Here is an 18,623-nt window from a genome sequence, read left to right as displayed (position 1 = left end):
GTTAACCGTGATTATCCGTGTTTCGAGTACGGTGTAAGCACAGTACCAGGATCACCAGAATGGAAAATAACAATGCGCCAGCAATAAACAAACCGTAAGCTTGAGCATGAGAATAATGTTTAACGTCGACACGAACGATATCGCTTAACAGAGGCTCGGCAGCGTCGTTACCCGCATCGTCTAGACGGGCTTGAAAGTAATAACTACCGTCGGCAAAGCCACTTAATGTCAACTGCTGAAAATCACCTAACGGCCGATAAGTGGCGCTTACCGCGCTCATGTCAGCATGCTCACTCATGGCAATTTGCAGCGGTTGAGCGGCTTGTCCGACAGACACGGGTACACCTACCTGTAAGGTAAAATAGCCTTCTTTGCTGACCACCCCGGGCCCACTCAATGTTAACTCATTGTTAGCATCAGTCCGCTGAGATAGCGCTTGCAAAGGCAAGCTTAGTAACAATACCCACAATGCTAACCATGGTAATGGTCGCCTCATGGTCTGACCCGTCCGTTGGCAGCGAATAGTTAAGTTCAGGCTAACAACCCATCGATTTATTTTCAACTCAAAACATTTTACGAAATGAATGCTTGTTTTTTAAACAAGATAAAGGCGAGAAAGAACCCGATAGAAATAAAAAAGCAGCCCTTTTAAGCGTTGCTGTATGCACGCAAAGGGCTGCGAAAAGCACGGTCTATCTGAAAGGTTCCAGGGAGACAGAAAACCGGGTCATGCAATTGATGACGGCGCTTAGCTTAAGCTGTTGATATGACAGTTTTACGACAGGCGAGTGAAATCCCTGCGACAAACAACTGCCGTGGAAAAACTTTTTCGACGGCATGTAAAACGGTATGCTGTTAGCCGTCGTATGAGTATCTATTGATTTGCGTACTTTAGCCGTTTCTGGAATTCATCTATGCGTTATTTATGTAGTTTGGGCAGCAACCTGCAAGCGGCCTTTAATATTGAGCGGGCACAGCAAGCCTTGGCTCAGTTGCCGGGACAGCTATACACTAGCGCGGTGATCAAAACCAAACCGGTGGCTATTGATACCGATAACGACTTTTTAAATGCGTTATTTATTATCGATACCCCGCTCAACGCGACACAATTAAAACAGTATTTTAACGCCATTGAAATTGCTCAAGGGCGCGACCGTGATGACCCTCGTTGTAGCGAAAAAGATAGACCTATCGACATTGATATTCTCAGCGACGATATTCACGATAATCGCCAAGTGCCGGATTATTTACAGGCGCTTTATCAGGACTTTTACGCAGCGATTAAAACACAGCTAGGAGCATCTTGCGCATGAGTAAAACGGCACTTGTTACCGGCGCTGGACGGCGCCTAGGGCTGGCCTTAGCCCATCAATTAATCGACCAATCGTACCAAGTGTTTGCGCACTATAATCGCTCACGTGATGGCATTGATGAACTGACCGAGCGCGGCGCTATCGCCATTCAGGCCGATTTTAACGACAGTGATGCCGTTACTCGCTTAATCAGTAGCTTGCGAGCGCATAGCGAGCAGTTGGACTTGCTGGTCAACAATGCGTCGTGCTTTTTTAACAACCAGCGGGTCGATGACGACGAGCACGCCCTACAAGCGCTATTCAACGTACATGCCATGACCCCTTATAAACTTATCCGCGACTGCCAGCCGTTGCTTGCAGCCGCTGACGACGGCTTAGTTATTAATATCACTGACATATATGCAGCGCGGCCTAACACCGACTATATCGCTTACTGTGCGGCAAAAGCGGCGCTGGCAAGTTTAACCGCCGCCTTTGCCAAGCAATTAGCACCAGCGGTGCGGGTTAACGCTATCGAACCCGGCCCCATTTTATTTTTGCCAGAACACGACGATAAGCACCAACAACAAGTCTTGTCTGAAACCCTGCTACAACGCGAAGGCGGCTTACAGCCGGTTATCGATGCTATTTTTAGCCTGCGTGATAATCAGTTCATTACCGGCACCAGCATTAAAGTCGATGGCGGTCGAAGCTGGATGATCTAACGATGATCTAACTATGCCGTCAATAGCCCGCGGGCTTACACGTTGGCGCATCATGCGGTACTAAAATGGTCACATTTTCTGCGGCTAAACCACTAAGCTGCGCCATGCTAAGTTTTGCTAAATCAGCCACTCGCCATGGATATTTCGTGCACTCATGCGTAGCACCGCTGTCGTTAGCCGGATTAAAAGGATAATACTCGACCAAGCCCGGATGTTGCTCGACAAACTGCCATACTGGACGAATATCTTCGCCTAGCAATAAACGATAATACCACTTGTCGTAAGGATGTTTTTTACTACCCAAATGACGCTCAAGCAGTAACGGTTTATCGCCAAAGCCATCTGTTTCACCGATACCAGAAACGCCATACAGTAGCGATGCGGCATAAATGCCGCCAAATAACTCATCGCGGCGTTCATAGCTGTCGGCTAAAACATAGGCCTTTAACTTACCCACCCGCTCGGGATACTTCATAAATGACTGCTGGAATAGTTCTAAACTGATGGCGGGCACCAATAACACCGTATTGTCTAATTTACCGTCACCGTTAGCGGCCAAATGTTTTAGTAAATCGCCGATAACAATCGAACCCGCCGAGTGCGATATGGCGCTGATCTTAAAGTCGCTATGTTCGGCTTGGTGAGCGAGTAACTGGGCTATTAAACGAGCGCCATTGCTGCCATCTTGCCAACATTCTTCACTATGCTTTTTAACCTTAGTCCAATGTGACTGCATCACCGCCCCCGCATTGATCACATTAAACAGGCTCAGCTCTCTAACGACTTCTTCAAAAATAGTGGGTTCAATTTGATGGTTGAGGGTCAATGCAAAGCGCGCAAAAATCTTTGCCAGCATCTTGCTCGCGTTGATACCAATGAATAAGCTTTTCGCTTTTTTCTGCGCAGGATCGGTTTCTAACTCGTTATACAGCTCAGCAAACTGTTGCGCCGCTTTATACAACTCAGGGTCACGTTGCTGAATATTACTGGCAGCAATCGCTAACTCCTTTTGCTCTGCCAATACCGCTGCAGCAAAACGTTCGTTGTCGTCCACAGCGTTTTGTTTAAAGTTACTTTTCAGATTGCTACCATCGGCACCAACACCAATTAATACACTCATCGCCGCTTGTTGCACGTCAACCTGATTATTGAGTTTCAAGCCCTTATTATTTGACTCAAGATTGAGTCGTGATAACACTCGACTTTGTAAGTTTTGATAGGCAGCACTGGTGATCAAGTCCCCCACAGAAACATCGTCTAACACACCGGCATCATAATTGACAAAAATCGGATATAAGCCATTTAAATTGGCCTCGGTAAACATCGACTCCAACAGCGCTGGACCTAGGTTAGTGCGCATATAGTTATCAGAGCTTAAGCCACCGTGAAAGTAAAGAATCACGCCCGTAGACGATAGGGCCTTATTTAGCACCGATTGTAATTGCCCCGCGTCGTTACCGCGACAACGTAAAAAATGCGCGTCGTAGGCACTGGTCATCACAACCTCAGTAGCGGCCTGAGTTTGTATATCGTTTGTTTGATTCGATTGCTGCCGCGCCGAGCAGCCGGCCAGTACACTGAAAACCGTAAAAAAAAGCATCCATCTGTTCATGACCTGCCTCTCTCGTTAAGTAAAATGATAGCGAACGGAAAGACCCAACAGCATAATAGGCGGTAAAACGTATCGATTAAAAATAGTACAGATTGGTGGATGTGCTAGTTTCGTTCTTTGTTTAAGGACGGGTTTAAAACTTACTAGCTTGTTTCATGCAGGAAAGCATTGTCGGAGGCCAATCCGCTTATCAGCTTGACGATGGAACTTTCGCGATTGATGTTGGGGAAAACGGTATTCGGGCTATCTATAATGAAGAGAATGCAGTCATAAAATTCTTTTGCCGCTACCACCGGATATGAGCTTTTACGGCAAAAAAGCTCAGTCCTTTGCCATCCAGCATGGCATTGTCACGAAGCCATGCACGTCTCATCTGAATATTGAACAGTTATAATTTTTCTTGATGTGAGCAGAAAGCAAAGCTCCGCGAGGACGAGGCTTTGGATTCAAACTAATGAAGAGGATATGCAAATAATCAATCCTATTACGAAGTGAAAAACTCGTAATGATTTGTATTTATCACTGTCAGCATATAATGGCTCTCCCACATATAGAGTGTACATATTCTTATTAAGTATAAATAAATGAACCCACTGATAGCCAATCAAGAACAATATTGCAGCCCAGACCCAGTCCTCTGACATTGTCCTTTCAGCAACATACACACCTTCCAAGAAAAAGAGTAAAAATGAAATGCTAATTAGTACTAGTGCTTTCAATTTATTTATCTTCCTTTTTCTTATTTTGATGTTCTTGTGTATCACCTACCGCTTGATTTGTTAATATATTTGTAGCAGCACCTCGCTTAGCAGATTCTGCTACATTAACAGCTGTTTTTGTAGCTTTATGAGCCACAGATACAGCTTCACCAGTTGCTCCCGGCAACATTGTCAAAGTAGCGCTTTTAATATCTCCTTGACTTAAATGGTCCGCGGCAACTGCCAGCCTTTACCTGATTATAGGTTTTGGTATCCATCGCGCGCCACCATTAGTGTATTGCCTTACTGGTATTATAGTACGCAGTTACAGGTGAGTCGAAGACAGCTTTAGCCCCCTCAATACACTTTGAAACCAAAGTTCCAAAGCGGGAATAGACTGCCATTTATTGCTTTTCAGAAAAAACAAAACCTCGCTCCCTGAGCACGAAGTTTTCGAATATTATGGAGCACTCGCTCAATAGCCCTTTGATTTGTCATTCAACCACGACAACATAGCCAGTCCAGCAAAAAACAATAACCCGGTCACAAGAATGGCTATCGCTCTTCCGAAATCAAAAGTATCTCTTTCCGCAAAATACCAGATAAATGGAACCGTTATTGCTATTCCGCTCATGAGACGATAAATACCTAGCAGGCCAGAGCCTACTCCCTCAAACACTTCCTCTGCAAACAGCATGTTATCTCTAAAGTGATATACCCTGTTTCCGTACGTTCGCCTTATCCAACGACTAACAATGGCTAGTCCAAGAAAAGCAAGTAACGTGTAAATTACTGTTGAATTAGTTTCTACCCCTTTAGCCATACTGTTTACTGATATCATTCCATTTTCACTGTACCTAACCAGCGTCAATAGTACTCCCGTGATCATTACAAGAATGGTCTCTATTAATACTACTTTTTTCAAATGCACCTCGTTTTTAAATTATTAAAATGCCACATAACGAAGTGATGTTAGGGCTAATTATAAACTAAACCTAACCTCGATTATGCTTGGAAAATGCTTGGTACGGAATTAAACAGAAAAACAAAGCCCCGCGAGTGCAATGCGATATAATTGGATTCAATTCGGGAAAGCCCGTTCCCCCGGCTTTGGTAACAACCCTCACCAGCATTCCAAGGCGAAAAAAACCCACCATCTAAGGCGGGGCTTTGGATTCAAAATTAAATTCTATCAGTGAGAATTATCTAGTTCACGGAAGTTTTCCCAGACCCACAATAGTGTCCCTCTTCAAACTCCCATACGCCCTGACTCTCCTTTTCCTCCATGATATTGTACGCTTTGAATACATCAACGTTTGGAGGCATATCGATGGCATAGAGCCGTTTATTACTTGCAGAAGAGCCTTCAAATGAGCATCCTAGCTCTTCGAGAGGTTTCCAATGCTCCAAAAAGTACTGATGATCCTTTCCAGATGGTGTACGAATCCGATAAGTAGAATGCCCAGCACGGGCACTAACACCATCAAATACTAATTCACCGTTTACATTTTTCGCTCTAAATTCATCGCAATAGCTAATTCCAAATGCGTAAAAGGGTGAATTATCCAGAACAAAACAGTTCTCATCCGTAGGCATGGCATACATAACTTCGATTTCTTGGCTGCCTTCTTCCAACGGAAATTTTACTTTAATTCGATCTACCATGTTTAATGCTGCTCTCTTTGTGGTGGTTTCCACTCATCAGGATTTCTTGCTCCTTTTGATCTATTACAAGTCCGACAAGATTGACCTTCATTCTCTGATGAATTATTACCACCTCGACTTTTCGGGTCAATATGATCTCTTTCTCTAGAGTTTGGATGTCCCGGCTCATTCGTTGTCTCGGTTCCACAGTATCGACAAGGTGCGCCTTCATTTTCGGCTTTCTGCTCAGGAGTTTCTGGCTTAAATCTCTTCCCCGCTCCCGGTCCCCCTGTTGAACCTTTCTTACCATCTGAACCAGCTTCTCGATCCGATGATGTTGCTCCATCCCCATTATTTGTTGATTGATCAGTATCACCCGGTGTGGACATAATTGCAGCAATTCCGGCACCAATAAGTAAATCAGCTCCAGTTACTGTGATTCCCCACTCAATAATAGGTACTAGTAGAAATGCAAATTGACCATCAGGATCTGTATATTTGTAAGGATTATTGTTGGCGTATGTATAACGGTTAAACCCGTTGACGATGTTTCCTTGATTCAAATGCCCCACTGAACCAACCGGATCATTCGAATAAAACCGACCTATGACTGGATCATAGTATCGTGCCTGCATATACACTAAACCAGTATCGCTGTCGGCGACGTGGCCGGTGTAGCCGACGTCGTTGATGCTACCTTCGATGCTTTCGCCAAAGGCGCGGTAATGTTGCTTACCGGCATAAGCGTCGATATGCCCACTTTTGGCAATCAACTGTCCTTGTAAATGTATATAATTGGTTGTTTTACCGTTGCGCCACTCGCTTAGTAGTTGCCCATCACGACTATAAAATGGATAGCGCGTACCGCCACTATATTGAATCTGCGCCCGGCGCCCTAGGCCATCATAACGATAATGATGACTGCCCGCCTGTATCAACTGGTTGGCTTTATCATAAGTTAGGCTATAGCGACCATTATCGACCACCCGACCACGGCTATCATAGCTAAAGTTCATCGTACCGTTGGCTAGCCCGTCAACTGATATGAGCTGTTGACGGTCATTATAATGGTAGCTCAGATCCCGTCCTAAGCTTTGATAATGCAGAATATTGCCTAATCCATCGTAAGATAACTCAGTATCCCCCTCAATGAGTGCCATATTGATACCGACTAAACGATTTAAGCCATCATAACTTAGTGCTACCAACGATTGTTCAAACTCAGCGACATCTTGACGAGTTATCAGGTTATCTCGTGAGTCATAGTAATACTGTCTCCACACGGCAACCTGACTACCTTTGACGACCCTGAGCTCAGAAGGTCGCTGACGACGGTCCAACATGCGCAGGTATTGCATACCATTACCATAGCTAAACGATTTAAGTTGGCCGTCGGCATGATAGGTAACCGCCGAGGCATATACTTGTTCGCTCTCATCATCAGCAGCGGCTGCAGTTACTTGTGTTGCTTGACCCAAGCCGTTGGGCGCATAATTGACTCGTTCACCATTGGGAAAGGTTAGCGCCCGTTTATTTCCTAACGCATCGTACTCATAAACGACGTTAGCACTATAGCTACCAACACTCATTTGTTCAGCAGTTAACAACTGCTTGCTGTTGTAAAAATAGTGTCGTTCTACTCGGGGCGTGTTCACCGACACTAATAGCCCCAAAGCGTCATATTGATAAGTTACGTTATCGCTGAGGTTATCCTGATAATCAACTTGCCATAAACCACCTACGTTATCATAGCGATATTCGGTAAAATCGCTCGCCGACGTCGATGCTGCACAGCTGTATGGACTATTACTACTAACCCCCTCTGCCAGCCTCACGACCTCGCCCAGCGCATTGTATTCGAGCACCTGTGTGCCGACATCGTCGCGGCTCACTTTACAAAGCAGCCCTTGCTGATTATAAGTGCGATATTCGCTGGCCGAGACGCTTGCTCCGGACTGAGTAATACGGGTCGGGCGTGCTAATACATCACGTTCGATAAACGTTTGCACGCCTTCGGGCGAGTCTATCGATAGCGCATCCTCATAAGCCGGTTGTCCAAAGGCCTGATAACGGTTGGTAGTGATATAGCCGCGCTCATCCGTAATCTGAGTTTGGTGGCCATCGCTGTAACCGTACCGGCGTGTGCCGCCACCGCTGCTAGACTGTGACAACAAACGTCCCCACGCGTCATAAACTTGGCTCAAACCATCGGCATTCGACGGCGAGGTCGACCAATAGCTTTTAAAGATTTGTTGCTGGTCGCTGTTCCAGCGGTATTGTTGATAACGGCTGTACTGACCATCACTTTCTTGTCGTTGCAGCAGGTTTAGCTGGTTATCAAAACGGTCTTTTTGGGTCAACGCAATCGAGCCTGAACAGGCGTTCCCCGTGCTGTTTAGACGGCAGTGGCGAATGGTGCGCTGTGGCTGTACAGCAAAATCCCATGTAATAGCAATATCTAGCCAATGGTTGCCGTCTTGATGTGAGCGTATACCCTGTAAACGCCCTATATAGTCATAATACAGTTGCCGAGTGTAGCCTTTAAAGTCGGTAATACGGGTCACTTCGCCATAGTCGTTAACGTCGCGCACCAACTCAACGGTGTTGCTGCTGTGATAACGTGCAGGTAATTGTATCCGCTGCGCCTGCCCTCTGTGGTAGTCAGCAAATAGGATATACGAATTAGTACCCGTGGTTTGCCCGTTTTCGCCCCGCAAGGCGCGGTTCCGTTCGACCTTTTTAAGGTTACCGTCTGGCCAATAACTGACCGCCCGTCGCTGCCAGACGCCGTTATGCAGCGTCTTATCCGGCACTAACACATTGTACTGCGTGTTATTATTGCTCGCCGCCAAACGACGGTAACTGGTTGCGCTGCTATCCAACTCGTTACTGCTGCTACTGCCGATGACTTTGTTGGTCAACAGGTTGAGCTGCCAGGCCGCTAAATCGTGCAGATAGGTATAGCTTGTATAGCGCTTCCCCGAAGGACCGGTTTCTACCTTGGTACCATACTGACCAAACACATTGTAATTAAGATAGTCGGTGCGGAACTGTTGCCCACCCGCCAATGAAATGACCGCCGACTGACGATTAACCTGATGATTAAATGCGCGAATGTTCTGGAACGGCACTTCCAAATCAACGTCGCCGATTTTCTCGCCCTGCTGATAGGAAAAGATTGTCGTACGATAATCGCTTGAATCGGCGCTGTCCGACTCAACCACTGCTATCTGCGAGCCTTCCAGAAAGCTACGAACATCACGATTATAGAAATAACGGGTACTACGGCCGTTGGGCGCTACTACGGTGACCGATTTACTGAGTACCGGATCCACACCGGCGGGCACGTTACTAAGTCGGGCAGCTGCTGGCGGCGACGCCACTTTATCGCTGTAAACACCGATATTTTGCGAGTATTGGTAGCGCCATTGTTGCGTTTCAAAATGAGAGCCACTGAGCGCTTTTTTCACCAAAGATAACGTTGAGTAACAGATACCGTGAGGCTCGTTCGTCATCATATAGTTAGTACTGACACCCGCCCAACCGTGTCGGACTTCTTTCACCGTGTATGTTCCGGTTAGCCCGGTTGGACTGGTAATGGTGCCTGAAATTTCGCCCAACATTTGTGTTTGTGAACAACTCTGGTCAAAAGTCCCGATGGGGCTTTTTCGGTTAAGTGCGGCTAGCGAAAACTGCCAAGCGTTACCGTCGGGTAATTGCACCGATGTTAATTGGGCGTTTTGGTACTGGCCGTCATACTGATAATACCAAGTTCGGTTGCCGACTTGTGCCGAGGCAATTAGTTGTGTCTGGCCCGCTCCTTGATGATAGGTAAACTGCACCGCGCGCCCGTCTGAAGCAGAAATTGACAGTAAACGAGCACTATCATCGTAGTGGTAGGTTACTTCGTTACCAAAACGGTCACGAACTCGCGAAACCAGCATAAAGAGATCGTACTTTCTGGTGGCACCATAAACCTTACCCGCTCTTAACGGCGTTTCAATCATCTTAGGGACATCAAAATAATACACACTGCCATCGGGAGCGCGAGCCTTAAACCCCTCGCCAGTGACTTGTCCTTGGCCATCATAAATATCAATACAGGACATTATCCAACCAGTTTTGGTACGACGAGTATAACGCTCGTTAGCCTCTGGCTCGGGTGCTGGGCCATTTGGCCTTAACAGCTTTTCATTGGTTTTCCCTGCAACATTTAGCGAGTCACCGTTCCAATACTGAGCACTACTGACGGTTTGACTGTTATATAAAAAATATCCCGGGTTTAATCCCCCACTACATGCTTTCCCTTTACCCCAGCTGCCAGACATACCGCCCGGCACCACGATGACGTTAGTATGAATGTTAGGGATCTCTAACGACCAGTCGCCTAAATTCCGTAAACTCTGTCCGGCTAAATAACGACCTCGATAGGTTCGCGTAACCTCAACGGGTAATGCAAAGTTTCCCGGTACCGCAACGTCGGTATGCTGAAAACTCAAACCCCCGCTATTCAAATCAATGCGCTCACCCAGTAGTTGACTGTTATCTGGCGTCTGCCGTTCATCGACTTTCATTAAGCTAATGGCACTTTCATCAATATAATTATCAAAATTGATCGAACCGCCTTGCGGCGGCGCTTGTGGTTGCATTAGCCCGTTCGCGGTTATGACGTGGCTGCTGGTGCGCGATGCCACATAATTTAACCAACGTTCGCTGATATCTTTGCCCATCGCTGATGGCGACTGAAGCAACATCCACAACATTAAATACAGTGTGAGTTTTAAGAATTTCATTGCAGCACTCCTTGCTGATCAGATTCGGCTATCGGAGAGCCCAACAAATCGCTGTGAATAAAAATGACCTCGTTAGCACTGTCAAGACTCTCAAAATAAACTCGAATCTGGCAGTCCATAGCAACAGGGGCTGTTTTATAGTGACTGCCATCGCGTACCCCATCGCAACCTAGCGCATTTTTAATTTGGTAACCGTCATCGGCATGAATGGTAAAATTAACCTGTTCGCCAGCAAATGCTTCTTGATAGCTTGGACTAACGGTGCCACCTTGTGAGGCCAAGGCCTGTACTCGATACCATCGAGCAAAATTTGCTTGTACCGTGCAATGACTGGTAACAGTGTTGATTCGATAGATATTGTCTAGCAAAACACCTTGGCAACCGCTGATGTTGACCAGCTTGGCGCCGCTATTAGGCAGCACAGTAAATTCAGCAGAACTGCCAGCGTCTACCACCAAATTATCAGGAGATAACCGACCCGGTCCGTTAACCGATGCAGCTACGTTAATCCTCTTGATAAAGCTCGCTTCAACTTGGCAATTAGCGCTAGCGGCTGCCGACGTATAGCGATTACCATTTAATGAGCCACCACAGCCACTGACTTTAAGTACGCGATAACCATTATTGGGTGTCACTTGGAAAACGGCTTTTTGCCCACTGTCGACCGTTATCGAGGTAGGTGATATTGCTCCTCCGGCATTTGCCTTGGCCGTCAATTGATACTGACGTATAAATGTCGCTTTTATTTGGCAGTTATCAGCAACAGCTCCGGTGCTATAGGTGGTGCCCGAAAGTTGACCACCACAACCAGTGACCAGAGCGATACGATAACCACTATTTGGCTTGATTGAAAAGGTTGATCGCTGTGCAAGCTTAACCACTCGAGAAGTCGGTGAAATGGTTCCGCCGCTACCAGCTTGCGTACTAATTTCATAACGCTCAATAAAACGCGCGCCAACTTCACAAGGCGCAGTGATGGCCGCCGTTTTATAGGTATTACCTGATAGCGAACCACCACAGCCAACGATGTCATTCACCATATAGCCAGGCTGCGACGTCACCGTGAAAGTTGCGGTTTTGCCGCGCTCTACCATCCTCGACGTCGGCGATAACGTGCCACCGCCGACAATCAAGCGGGTGGTCACCGCATAGGTCGGTTTGACCGTATACGTGTTGGTTATTTTTGCGCTGTCGGCGGTTCCCGACTTACTCGTCCAAGCGGTAATTTTGAACTGCTTATCGGCCGAGCCGTGATTACTGAGCCGAATAGGCGAGCCATTATAAGTCGATGTTTGCCCATTATTAGTGACATGTATCGTAGCGCCGCTAGACGCCGTCGATAGACGTAACGTCGCTTCTCCCACATAAGTCCCCGCGTTAATGGAAAACGACGGTGGCGCGGCGGTGACGTTAAAGTTTTTGGTCACGGTGTTGCTGGCTTGGTAACCCAGTTTGCGGGCGCGAAACTTGATGGTTGTCGGCTGCGTCAAGGTGAGCGGTGCACTGTATTTTTTTTCCGCGGGGCTGTTATTCAGCGCATAATAAATATCGGCACCCGACGTCGACGATTTCAACGTCACGCTAACACGCTCGTTATAACGCGTTGCGGCGCTAGGGGAAGCAGTCGGAGCCCCTAGTTTCGGCAAAGTGATGGTGGTGTACCCAGCGTACGTATGTGAACAGTAAGCTCGATTTGCACTATTACAGGCGGTCACCCGATACCAGAGTTTACCGTGCGGCATGCCGACAGCTTTGTAACTCGTGCGAGTAGTATCAACCTGCTTATAGTATTTCTTATTGTCCGTTGATGTCCAAAGCTCATAAACCGAGGCGCCAACATTTTTCCAACTGATGGTGAATGAGCCGGTATTGCTGGACGAGGGGAAATTCACCGGCGCAACCTGTGAAGGCGTGCTCGGAATCCCGCCACCATCGCCAGGCAACTTGATAGCCGTAGGCTGTACTTGCGTGTCGACATCGACCTCAACTGATTGAGCAAATGCAACGTTAACTTGAATCATTGCAACGAGAAAGCTAGCAGCAGAAAAAATTAACTTCATATTATTATGTTTATTTTATGTTTCAAACATATTTATCAGACTTAGTTTCTCACCGCAATAATTTTGCTCAATTAATTATTTCCACGCACAAAAAAGCCAGTCCGAAGACTGGCTTTGGTCAGGGCTAACGCGCTGAGTTAGGCGGCTAGCATTTGGCGTAATACGTAATGCAAGATACCGCCGTTTTTGTAGTACTGCATTTCGTTACCGGTGTCGATGCGGCATTTAGCCTCAAACTTGACTTCGTTACCGTCGTCTTTCTTAGCGATAACTTGCAGGGTTTGCCCCGGCTTCAAGTCGCCGTCGATACCGATAATGCTAATTTGCTCATCACCGGTCAGGCCATGTTTAGCGATACCTTCACCGTCGACAAATTGCAGCGGCAGTACGCCCATACCGATCAAGTTTGAACGGTGAATACGTTCAAAACTTTCTGCGATAACGGCTTTAACACCCAGTAAACGTGTACCCTTCGCGGCCCAGTCACGACTCGAGCCGGTGCCGTACTCTTTCCCGGCTAGTACCACCAGCGGCGTGCCCTGCTCTTGGTACTTCATGGCCGCGTCGTAAATCGACATCTGTTCACCCGATGGCACAAAGCGGGTATAGCCACCCTCAACGTCGTCAAGCATTTGGTTCTTGATACGGATGTTGGCAAAGGTGCCACGCATCATCACTTCGTGGTTACCCCGTCGTGAACCATAGGAGTTGAAGTCTTTCACTTCGACGCCATTGGCTTGCAGGTACTTGCCCGCAGGAGAGTCGGGTTTAATCGAACCGGCCGGTGAAATGTGGTCGGTGGTAATGGAATCGCCGAACACCGCAAGTACCCGTGCGTCTTTGACGTCACCGATAGTCTCTAACGGCTTATCGATACCACTGAAGAAGGGTGGGTTTTTCACGTACGTTGACTGGTCTTGCCAATCGTAAGTTTTACCCTCGCCGACACTGATACTGCGCCAGGTTTCGTCACCTTTAAAGACTTCGCCGTATTCTTTGCGGAACATATCGCCATCAACAGCACGCACGGCGTCGGCAATTTCTTGGCTACTAGGCCAAATATCGCTGAGATATACTGGCTTGCCGTCTTTATCTTCGCCCAACGGGTCATTTTTTAAGTCGGTACGGGTTGTACCCGCTAACGCGTAAGCAACGACCAACGGTGGCGACGCTAACCAGTTAGCTTTCACCTCGGGGTGAACGCGACCTTCAAAGTTACGGTTACCCGACAATACCGACGAGACGGTTAAATTACCTTCATTAATCGCCGCACTAATAGGGTCAGGTAACGGACCTGAGTTACCAATACACGTAGTACAACCGTAACCAACCAGGTTAAAGCCCAACTCGTTTAAGTAAGGAGTAAAGCCAGCCTTCGCGAGGTAATCGGTAACCACTTTAGAGCCCGGCGCCAATGACGATTTGACCCAAGGTTTACGCTGTAAGCCTTTCTCTACCGCCTTTTTCGCAACCAAGCCAGCAGCCATTAGTACACTGGGGTTTGAAGTATTGGTGCAAGACGTAATGGCAGCAATCACCACATCACCATGTGATAAGCTATAATCTTCACCTTTCACCGCAACCGCTTTATCTTTTTCGGCGCTCTGGCCGGCGGTTTCCAGCAATAAGTCAAAATTACTACCCAACTGCTCCATATTGACCCGGTCTTGTGGGCGTTTTGGACCAGCCAGCGATGCCGTCACTTGGCTTAAATCTAACTCTAGGGTATCGGTGAATTCCGGCTCGTTCTTAGTCTCCCGCCATAACCCCTGAGCACGACTATATTGCTCGACCAGTTCGATGGTGTCTTCGTCGCGACCCGATAAACGCAGATAATTAATGGTTTCTTGGTCAACCGGGAAGAAACCACAGGTCGCACCGTATTCTGGCGCCATGTTAGAAATTGTCGCGCGGTCAGCTAACGGCAAGTTATCTAAGCCTGGACCATAAAATTCGACAAATTTACCCACTACGCCTTTTTTACGTAGCATCTGGGTGACGGTTAATACCAAGTCGGTTGCCGTCACGCCTTCATTCAATTTACCCGTCATGCGGAAGCCGATCACTTCCGGGATCAGCATCGAAACTGGCTGCCCCAGCATCGCGGCTTCGGCCTCAATACCACCGACGCCCCACCCCAATACGCCTAAACCATTGATCATGGTGGTATGCGAGTCGGTGCCGACTAAGGTGTCTGGATACGCATAAGTTTTACCACCGCGGCTATGGCTCCAAACCACTTTAGCCAAATATTCTAAGTTAACTTGGTGACAAATACCGGTACCTGGCGGCACTACACGGAAGTTCTCAAACGCCGTTTGTCCCCAACGTAAAAACTCGTAACGCTCTTTATTACGTTCCATCTCAATGCGCACGTTTTCTTCAAACGCTTCGGGAGAGGCAAACTTATCGACCATGACCGAGTGGTCAATAACTAGGTCGACGTTTGATAACGGATTGATTTGCTCGGGATCTTGACCCGCTTTAGCGACCGCATCTCGCATCGCCGCTAGGTCGACAATACCGGGTACGCCAGTGAAATCCTGCATCAATACACGCGCCGGACGGTATTGAATTTCGCGATCAGAACTGCGCGTTTTTAACCACGCCGCCATGGCTTCAAAGTCATCTTTGCTAACCGTGGTGCCGTCTTCATTGCGCAGCAGGTTTTCTAATAATACTTTCATCGACGCCGGTAGCTTGCTGATGTCACCGAGGTGCTCGGCGGCTTTTGGCAAACTGTAGTAATGGAAGGTCTTTCCATTGACTTCCAGCGTACTTAATGTCTTCAGACTATCGTTGCCTGACTTATCATTACCTGACATCGTACTCTCCTGTTCGCGTGTTGTGCGTCATTGCATCAGCCGCCTATTACATTCATCTTTGGTCGGTGCGAGCTGACGCCATCCTCATTACCTATAACAACATAATCGGGGGGACAACGCCAATCTGCAACGCTGTCGTCGATTATGCTCGGTATCAGTAACTTTTATAATAGATCATGGCGCTGATTAGAGTTTAACTATTTATCAGTTACGCATAATTTTCTGAACAGGATCAATAACTTTAGCGGTTTTCTGATTTTTTTAAACGTAATTCAATCACATACACAGTGCTGTACCACACGTCATTACGTTCGAAGATGCGCATCACGCCAGCTTGGGCCAGCTCTTGATAAAACGTTAAGTTATCGGTAACAAAGGCTTTGACCGGTAAGTCGTTCATCGCCACCAAACTCACATGATAACGCCGTAGTGCTTGTGTTAGCGTGTGCTGATAATCACTTAAGGTATGCAGTGGCAAGTACAAGCGACTTTCTGGGTGCATATAATCCGGCGCTTGTCGTAACAATTCTAACACCAGGTCATTACCTCGCTGGCCACCATCAATGGCCATCGCCGCCGCACCGAGTTGGCTGGCGTGTTGGCTAGCAACGATTTCTTGCGGCAGATTAGCGACGATGACATCCAGCTTCTCGCTTAAACCAGCAAAAAAGCCACCAGCATGGCCCATGACGCTAACACCATTGCGACGTGCGTTAGCTTCGGTTAATGCTACCGCATCGGCGCTAATATCGGTTGCCCACACTTGTGCGCCCTGCAAGGCAGCATAAATCGCTAAAATGCCAGCACCACAACCAATGTCGATGACGCGTTCGCCATTATTGATGGGTAAATGCTCGGCGAATAAACGCCCGTGTTGACTGGGTTCAAACACGGTTTCTGCTAATGCCAGTTCGATACTGGTTTGTTGTACTTGATAATGCTTAATTGAGGCCACAACTCATCCATTTGTCATCACACGATTAATGGATAGCAGTGTACTCAGAATTAACGACAACGCTTTAGTTTGTTTGGCTATGGAGCATAGCGTTCGGTTATTAGGCCCTGCTGATGGCTAAACCGCTGACGTCGATAAGGTTAATTATCGACGTCGCTGCTGGTCAGAATGGTCTGACGCTGGCGGTTCAACCACCAAAACTTTGCACACTGGCGCCATTTGACATAAGTGCGTTCACGCTTAACTCGCGGAATATAGTCAGCGACATGCGCATCGCGGCCTAAACGATGGCTTAGCTTAACCGGATAGGGTTTCAAGCCGACTACGTTTAAACCAAATTCCCACCACCACTGCATATCAACATCCAGCGGCCGATAAATTTGCTCGGTCCGTTGTAGCAACGATGTGGCCGCCTCGCGATTGACCACATAACCGCAGCAACCGCGCGGCACCACATCATAACGAACCACAGTAGCACCGCCACTCGGCGCATGCGCTTTGGTTCGTGAGCGCCCATAGGGTTCGGCCAGTTTAATGGTGTTCCAAGGCACGTTAATATCGGCGATACGTTTCGGTAATAAGTTAAAGCCGTCACTCAATACCACGTCATCTTCCAGAATAATGGCGTAGTCAACACCACTATCTAACAGTTCTTGCCAAGCTCGGCGATGACTTAAATAGCGTGCCACTTCGGCGGGTCGTAGGTCGTGAAAATAATCTTGGCGGTTACGTTGCCAATCGACGTGTTGCTCGATGAGGTCGCTGCTCAGATGACGATGATCCACCGCCTCAACACGACTGTAATGAACACCGGCTCGATTAAACTGAGTACGCATTTGCTCTAAGCGCGACGATGCTCGATCGGTGTTTAACAATAGGGTTTGGTAGCGCATTACGTAATTGCCCAACTTTATTTATTGAAGTAAGTAGCTTTTTATAAAAATCGTTAGCGAATGAAATTTTGTCTGACCAAGGTAAATCAGGGTATTCTTGATAGAGAGTCCAGCACAGGCAGCAAGTTCAGCGCTTCAGGGCGCTTTTACAGATTCTTTACGAGACCATTAAAATATGGCTGAAATCGGCGTTGCCGGCCCACGATTAGGTGCAGCAACTTACAGGGAGAAAGTATGAGCAAGGTACTTACCGACTTACTCAATTTATTAAGTTTAGAAACCATCGAACAAGGCATTTATCGAGGTCAAAGTCAGGATTTAGGTTTTGGTGCGGTGTTTGGTGGTCAAGTTATCGGTCAGGCACTATCGGCGGCTAAAGAGACGCTACCCGCCGACCGTCACTCGCACTCCTTGCACAGCTATTTTTTACGCCCCGGCGATGCCACTAAACCCATCGTTTATGATGTCGAAGTGATCCGTGATGGCCACAGCTTTTCGGCCAGGCGCGTCAAAGCCGTGCAACACGGCAAACCTATCTTTTACATGACGGCATCATTTCAAGAACCGGAGCAAGGCTTTGAACATCAGGACAGTATGCCTGACGTGCCGGGTCCCGATGGCCTCATTTCCGATTTAGATATATATCGCGAACACGCCGATCAAATACCACCGAGCATTCGTAATAAACTGACCGCCGAAAAGCCCATCGAAATGCGTTTTGTGACCGCCTGCAACCCGTTCAAACCCGAAGTTCAGCCTGCGCAACGTTATGTTTGGTTTCGGGCTAATGGTGACATGCCCGACGATCCGCGCATCCATAAATATTTGCTGGCTTATGCCTCCGACTTTAATTTCTTACCAACCGCATTACAGCCGCATGGTGTCAGTTATGCGCAGCCGAACATGCAGGTCGCAACCATTGATCATGCCATGTGGTTCCATCGTGAGTTCCGCTTGGATGACTGGTTACTCTACGCCATTGATAGTCCCAGCGCCTCGGGCGGCCGTGGACTGGTGCGCGGGCAGTTCTTTAACCGTGCCGGTAAGCTGGTTGCCTCAACCGCACAAGAGGGTGTCATTCGTCAGCGTGAGCAGAGAAAGCCCTGACCCCAAGGTGGCACGCCAC

At 47.6% G+C, this 18,623-nt stretch carries 13 protein-coding genes; 3 read left to right on the top strand and 10 right to left on the bottom strand.

From position 1 onward, the window contains the following. Position 1: 1 nt before the first annotated feature. Complete coding sequence (locus A10D4_RS13675) at positions 2-496, bottom strand: hypothetical protein (protein WP_008489041.1); 495 nt, start codon at positions 494-496, stop codon at positions 2-4. A 418-nt stretch (positions 497-914) separates the two neighbouring features. Here A10D4_RS13675 and folK point away from each other — a divergent pair, with 418 nt between their 5' ends. Next, entirely contained in the window at positions 915-1,313 is a 399-nt protein-coding gene (folK, locus tag A10D4_RS08795) for a 2-amino-4-hydroxy-6-hydroxymethyldihydropteridine diphosphokinase (RefSeq protein ID WP_008489040.1), read from the top strand. After that, entirely contained in the window at positions 1,310-2,017 is a 708-nt protein-coding gene (locus tag A10D4_RS08790; RefSeq protein ID WP_008489039.1) for an SDR family NAD(P)-dependent oxidoreductase, read from the top strand. Before folK ends, A10D4_RS08790 begins: the two co-directional genes overlap by 4 nt. Positions 2,018-2,036: 19 nt before the next feature. Here the strand turns inward: A10D4_RS08790 and A10D4_RS08785 are convergent, their stop codons facing one another. From A10D4_RS08785 to A10D4_RS08745, 9 genes are all read right to left on the bottom strand, one after another. Then, complete coding sequence (locus tag A10D4_RS08785) at positions 2,037-3,629, bottom strand: hypothetical protein (protein WP_156812122.1); 1,593 nt, start codon at positions 3,627-3,629, stop codon at positions 2,037-2,039. Between the two features lie 720 nt (positions 3,630-4,349). Next, entirely contained in the window at positions 4,350-4,523 is a 174-nt protein-coding gene (locus A10D4_RS14100) for a hypothetical protein (RefSeq protein WP_156812121.1), read from the bottom strand. 279 nt (positions 4,524-4,802) lie between these two features. Continuing rightward, on the bottom strand, positions 4,803-5,252 hold the full coding sequence (locus A10D4_RS08775) for a hypothetical protein (RefSeq protein WP_008489036.1): 450 nt from the start codon (positions 5,250-5,252) through the stop codon (positions 4,803-4,805). Between the two features lie 281 nt (positions 5,253-5,533). Then, positions 5,534-5,992 carry a DUF4265 domain-containing protein gene (locus tag A10D4_RS08770; RefSeq protein WP_008489035.1) on the bottom strand — a complete coding sequence of 153 codons (459 nt, stop codon included), beginning with the start codon at positions 5,990-5,992 and terminating at the stop codon, positions 5,534-5,536. 2 nt (positions 5,993-5,994) lie between these two features. Continuing rightward, positions 5,995-10,764 (bottom strand): RHS repeat-associated core domain-containing protein, encoded by a 4,770-nt coding sequence (locus A10D4_RS08765; RefSeq protein ID WP_008489034.1) that lies wholly within the window; start codon positions 10,762-10,764, stop codon positions 5,995-5,997. Further along, positions 10,761-12,824 carry a chitobiase/beta-hexosaminidase C-terminal domain-containing protein gene (locus tag A10D4_RS08760; protein WP_008489033.1) on the bottom strand — a complete coding sequence of 688 codons (2,064 nt, stop codon included), beginning with the start codon at positions 12,822-12,824 and terminating at the stop codon, positions 10,761-10,763. Before A10D4_RS08760 ends, A10D4_RS08765 begins: the two co-directional genes overlap by 4 nt. 137 nt (positions 12,825-12,961) lie before the next feature. After that, positions 12,962-15,649 (bottom strand): aconitate hydratase AcnA, encoded by a 2,688-nt coding sequence (acnA, locus tag A10D4_RS08755; RefSeq protein ID WP_008489032.1) that lies wholly within the window; start codon positions 15,647-15,649, stop codon positions 12,962-12,964. Between the two features lie 241 nt (positions 15,650-15,890). Continuing rightward, a complete protein-coding gene (locus A10D4_RS08750) occupies positions 15,891-16,604 on the bottom strand; it encodes a methyltransferase (protein ID WP_008489031.1) in 714 nt (237 codons plus the stop codon). A 140-nt stretch (positions 16,605-16,744) separates the two neighbouring features. Continuing rightward, positions 16,745-17,497, bottom strand: coding sequence for a glycosyltransferase family 25 protein (locus tag A10D4_RS08745; protein ID WP_008489030.1), 753 nt, complete (start codon positions 17,495-17,497; stop codon positions 16,745-16,747). A 234-nt stretch (positions 17,498-17,731) separates the two neighbouring features. On the opposite strand from A10D4_RS08745, the gene tesB reads away from it, so the two are divergent. Next, a complete protein-coding gene (gene tesB, locus A10D4_RS08740; RefSeq protein WP_008489029.1) occupies positions 17,732-18,604 on the top strand; it encodes an acyl-CoA thioesterase II in 873 nt (290 codons plus the stop codon). Positions 18,605-18,623 lie beyond the last annotated feature (19 nt).

It is taken from the genome of Idiomarina xiamenensis 10-D-4, assembly GCF_000299895.1.
GTDB lineage: Bacteria > Pseudomonadota > Gammaproteobacteria > Enterobacterales > Alteromonadaceae > Idiomarina > Idiomarina xiamenensis.
This window is presented reverse-complemented; position numbering and strand designations above follow the sequence as displayed.

Coding starts and splice junctions, on each gene's coding strand:
- A10D4_RS08745 (WP_008489030.1), bottom strand. CDS start 17,497: ATGCGCTACCAAACCCTATTGTTAAACACCGATCGAGCATCGTCGCGC.
- acnA (WP_008489032.1), bottom strand. CDS start 15,649: ATGTCAGGTAATGATAAGTCAGGCAACGATAGTCTGAAGACATTAAGT.
- folK (WP_008489040.1), top strand. CDS start 915: ATGCGTTATTTATGTAGTTTGGGCAGCAACCTGCAAGCGGCCTTTAAT.
- tesB (WP_008489029.1), top strand. CDS start 17,732: ATGAGCAAGGTACTTACCGACTTACTCAATTTATTAAGTTTAGAAACC.
- A10D4_RS08760 (WP_008489033.1), bottom strand. CDS start 12,824: ATGAAGTTAATTTTTTCTGCTGCTAGCTTTCTCGTTGCAATGATTCAA.
- A10D4_RS08785 (WP_156812122.1), bottom strand. CDS start 3,629: ATGAACAGATGGATGCTTTTTTTTACGGTTTTCAGTGTACTGGCCGGC.
- A10D4_RS08770 (WP_008489035.1), bottom strand. CDS start 5,992: ATGGTAGATCGAATTAAAGTAAAATTTCCGTTGGAAGAAGGCAGCCAA.
- A10D4_RS13675 (WP_008489041.1), bottom strand. CDS start 496: ATGAGGCGACCATTACCATGGTTAGCATTGTGGGTATTGTTACTAAGC.
- A10D4_RS08790 (WP_008489039.1), top strand. CDS start 1,310: ATGAGTAAAACGGCACTTGTTACCGGCGCTGGACGGCGCCTAGGGCTG.
- A10D4_RS08765 (WP_008489034.1), bottom strand. CDS start 10,764: ATGAAATTCTTAAAACTCACACTGTATTTAATGTTGTGGATGTTGCTT.